Raw genomic sequence first — 3,542 nt, 5'->3', positions numbered from 1 at the left:
GATCCTGGATCGCCACGGCATCGACGCGAGGAGGGCGAGCGGCACGGTGGTCGTCGGACACCCGATGTACGACGTCGACTTCACCGAGCAACAGGTCGACGAAGCGCTCCGGCTCCACAACGCCGATCGGTCCAGGATCGAGGTCATCACCTACAAGCAGCTCGTCGACAGAGCCCGTCGCGCACTGGACCTGAGCGCACCGGGCGAACCTCACGAACGCTGACGGGGCGGCGGCCAGCCCGACGGGGTCCACCCACTGGGATCAGGACCGCACCGCGCGCGGGCCGACCACCTCGGCCCCCAGTTCGGTCACGCGGCGGCGGAGTTCGCGGTCCGCGGTGACGACCACGGTGCGCCTGCCTGCGCCCTCGGCGCGGACGACCTCGACGATCCTGTCGTCGCCCTCGCCCGGTGAGCGGACCACGCGGACCCGGTCGACCGACTCGACCCCGTTGGCCTTCCCCTCGACGACGAGCACGACCTCCATCGGGCCGTCGGCGTCGATGCCCCGCGCCGCGACGGGGACGAGGGAGTCGCGCAGGCGTTCGGCCGCGCCCGCGCGGTCGCGCCACCAGCCGTCCGGGACGGAGCCGACGACGTTGGCCGAGTCGACGACGAGCAGCGGCAGTTCAGCCATGCGCACCAGTTTGTCAGCTTTGGTTGACACGCGCAGTTTTGTCAGCCTAGGTTGACACGCATGGAGTCCGCGACGGAACTGGCGGCCACCGCCAACGGGCAGGAACCGGGACAGGGGCTCGCGGCGGTCGCCGCGCTGCGCCGCCTGCTGGAGGAGCTGGAGGCGGTGCACGTCCGCAACGCCCGAGCGCAGGGCTGGTCGTGGGAGGCCATCGCGGACTCCCTCGGCGTCACCAGGCAGTCCGCCCACAAGAAGCACGCCAGGAGGTAGCCGGATGTTCGCCCGCTTCGACCCGACCGCGCGCCGCGTGGTCGTCCGCGCCGGACGGTTGGCCGGGGAGTACGGCCGCCGCACGCTCGACACGGACTTCCTGCTGCTGGCGCTCGCCGAGGCGCACGCCGTCGACGACGTCACGGCGGACGCCGTGCGGGCCCGCATCGGCGGCCAGACCGACCGGGAGCTGCTGGCCACGCTGGGGATCGACCTCGACGCCCTCCGTCCGCGGGTCGACGACGACCCCGGCGCGTGGAGCCTGCGGCGATCGCGGCTGCGCCCGCTGCGCGTCACGCTCACCGGTCCCACGACCGCGTTCGAGCTGACCGCGCAGGCCCGCAAGGCCGTCGAGGTCGCCGCCCACCACGCCCGCCGCGGCGGTACGCCGATCAAGCCGCCGCACCTCGTGCTGGGGCTGCTCGCGGACGGCCGCAGCCGGTCCGGGCAGATCCTGCACCGGCTCGGCGCCGACGTGCGGACGCTGTGGGGCAGGCAGCTACCTCGGGCGGCGGCGTAGCTCGGAGAGGTCGTCCGGGCCGGGGCCGTCGAGCGTCGCCGCCGTCACCGGCGCGTCCACGTCGGCCCAGCGCAGCACCGCCGCCGTGGCCTGGTTCCGCTGCGCCTCGGGCAGTTTCGCGATGGTCGCGCCGTGGTTGCCGCCCGGCACGGTGAAGCTGAACGAGTCGCGCGTGCCGCGGCCGAGGCGGAACGGCTCGGCGCCCCACGGGTCGTTGCCGCCGTAGACGAACAGCAGGTTCCGGCCTGCGTTCCGGACCCAGCGGTCGACGTCGCGCATGGCGCCGGGCTGGAACCGCATGGCGATGTCGGCGGGCACGAACGAGCGCGGCACGCTGGAACCGGGGTACCGCAACAGGTCCGCCACGGCCCGCTCGTCGGCTTCCGGCGAGCCGAGCTGCGTTCCCGCCTGGTAGTAGTACGGCGTGTAGGGCGCGACACCCGCGTCGGTGTAGAAGTCGAAGCCGACGGTGTCGTCCATGAACGCCACCAGCTGCGCGACGGTCGCACCCGGTCCCGGCACCAGCGCGCACTCGGCCTGCGTCTGGTACTGCCAGAAGGTGAACGGGGTGTCCAGGACCAGGATCTCCAGCGCCCTCTGGGGTGTGCCGAACAGCGCGTCGTAGGTGTAGCCCCTCGACAGCATGATCCGCACGACCTCGTCGCGGTGCTGGAGGACCTGCCGCTGGACGCCCTCCAGGCGGCGGTTGCAGTCGTCGTCGGTGCCGACGTGCGCGATGAAGTCGGCGTAGACGTCCCGGCGGTCGTCCGCGTCGTTCGGTGCCACGTAGGCGATCGTGCCGTCGACGTCGTTCGGGAAGAAGCGGCGGTGGTAGACCGACGTCATGCCGCCCTTGCTGGCGCCGGTCGAGAGCCACTGGGCGCGGTAGATCCGCTGGAACGCCCGGACGATGCGGTGGTGGTCGCTGGCCGCCTGCCAGATGTCCAGGTCCCGCCAGTCGGTCGGGGTGGGGCGGGACGGCGTGAAGAAGCGCTGCTCGACGCTGAGCTGGTTGGCGTCGGTGATCCTGGCGGGTTCGGAGAGGCCGGGGCCGCCGGGGAGGTCGTAGCCGGTGGTGTGCAGGACCATCGGGCGGCTCTCGTCCTTGTGGAGCAAGGAGATCCGCTGTTCGAAGGTGCCGCGGTCCGGGTGGCGGTGGTCGGTCGGCTGCTGGAGGCCGAGGACGAGGTACTGGTACGCGCCGGTGGTGGTCCTGCTGATGACCCTGAGGCCCTCGATGCGTGCGAGTTCCTGGTCGAGGTCGGGCGGAACGCCTACCGCCAGTTGGGAAAGAGCCAGGAGGACGATCGCCAGGAGCCGCGTCAGCCGGATCACCCGGCGACGGTATCGGCCGGGTGACGGGCGGGGCACCGGCCGATCGGGGGGAGCGGGAGGTCGGCGGTGGGGGCGCGCCCACCCCGCCGGGTCGTGGGCCGTCCGGGCATGAAGAAACCCCGCGGTGCTGCCAGGTCGGGGGTCCGACAGCATCGCGGGGTCACCTGGAACATCGACACACGCGCGAGAACCGTTACACGCCCCTGCGGACGTGACCCGGATCACGGCTAGCCGCGGTGTTCCAGTGGAGACGACGAGAGCCCTGGCACGCGGGAGGGCTGCCAGGACTCTCGTCCATTCCCCGGGACTCGCGCTCTACGACGGGGCGCTCACCTGGTGCCTCAGGTGACGTCGCGGCGGCGAGGTCTCAGCGGAGAGTGGTCATCTGGTTCTGAGCGATCGCGATCAGCTCGTGGCGCATGGCCGGCGTGGACGCCATGTCGATGGCGCGGGCAACGGCCTTGCGGTTGCGAGCTTCAACACGACGGGCGCGGAGCTTCGCGGTGATGTTCATCGGTATTACTTCCCTCTCCAGAGGTCGTCTTCGGTTGTGTAGCTCAAGTATGCACCTCCAGCCGCATGAATGCACCCGTTTATCCGGTGAGTTGGGGCACAGGCCGGCGATTCATCGGCCCTTTCTGGAAGATCACCTACGATTGTCCTGTCGAACGCCTACTGCAACCGGACGTGGTCCCCGCGCGTCCGGCCCACTCTCTAGCGTGAGCGCTAGAGAGTGGGATATCGCCGGATGTCCGGCATGAGCGCAGGTGGGAGGCCTAG

Annotated in this window: 6 protein-coding genes; 3 read left to right on the top strand and 3 right to left on the bottom strand. The window is 71.2% G+C overall.

Annotated features, from left to right (window positions below; genetic code table 11):
• Positions 1-223: hypothetical protein (locus VFZ92_RS38635; protein ID WP_330882405.1), on the top strand; the 223-nt coding region annotated here is incomplete at its 5' end.
• A gap of 39 nt (positions 224-262) precedes the next feature.
• Here the strand turns inward: VFZ92_RS38635 and VFZ92_RS38630 are convergent.
• The gene (locus tag VFZ92_RS38630; RefSeq protein ID WP_330882403.1) at positions 263-637 is read right to left on the bottom strand and encodes an NTP pyrophosphohydrolase; all 375 of its coding nucleotides are present in this window, start codon (positions 635-637) and stop codon (positions 263-265) included.
• Positions 638-697: 60 nt separating this feature from the next.
• On the opposite strand from VFZ92_RS38630, the gene VFZ92_RS38625 reads away from it, so the two are divergent.
• The gene (locus VFZ92_RS38625; protein ID WP_259626257.1) at positions 698-907 is read left to right on the top strand and encodes a helix-turn-helix domain-containing protein; all 210 of its coding nucleotides are present in this window, start codon (positions 698-700) and stop codon (positions 905-907) included.
• A 4-nt stretch (positions 908-911) separates the two neighbouring features.
• Positions 912-1,427: a Clp protease N-terminal domain-containing protein gene (locus VFZ92_RS38620; RefSeq protein ID WP_330882401.1), complete on the top strand. Its 516-nt coding sequence runs from the start codon at positions 912-914 to the stop codon at positions 1,425-1,427.
• Here VFZ92_RS38620 and VFZ92_RS38615 read toward each other — a convergent pair.
• Both VFZ92_RS38615 and VFZ92_RS38610 read right to left on the bottom strand, forming a co-directional pair.
• Positions 1,407-2,762 (bottom strand): S28 family serine protease, encoded by a 1,356-nt coding sequence (locus tag VFZ92_RS38615; protein WP_330882399.1) that lies wholly within the window; start codon positions 2,760-2,762, stop codon positions 1,407-1,409. The two genes, VFZ92_RS38620 and VFZ92_RS38615, sit on opposite strands and share 21 nt — an antisense overlap.
• 367 nt (positions 2,763-3,129) lie before the next feature.
• Entirely contained in the window at positions 3,130-3,276 is a 147-nt protein-coding gene (locus tag VFZ92_RS38610; RefSeq protein ID WP_259626254.1) for a hypothetical protein, read from the bottom strand.
• Positions 3,277-3,542 lie beyond the last annotated feature (266 nt).

Source organism: Umezawaea sp., assembly GCF_036375055.1.
GTDB lineage: Bacteria > Actinomycetota > Actinomycetes > Mycobacteriales > Pseudonocardiaceae > Umezawaea.
This window is presented reverse-complemented; position numbering and strand designations above follow the sequence as displayed.

Excerpts from the sequence above, each read along its gene's own strand:
- VFZ92_RS38610 (WP_259626254.1), bottom strand. The coding sequence starts at position 3,276 with ATGAACATCACCGCGAAGCTCCGCGCCCGTCGTGTTGAAGCTCGCAAC.
- VFZ92_RS38630 (WP_330882403.1), bottom strand. The coding sequence starts at position 637 with ATGGCTGAACTGCCGCTGCTCGTCGTCGACTCGGCCAACGTCGTCGGC.
- VFZ92_RS38620 (WP_330882401.1), top strand. The coding sequence starts at position 912 with ATGTTCGCCCGCTTCGACCCGACCGCGCGCCGCGTGGTCGTCCGCGCC.
- VFZ92_RS38625 (WP_259626257.1), top strand. The coding sequence starts at position 698 with ATGGAGTCCGCGACGGAACTGGCGGCCACCGCCAACGGGCAGGAACCG.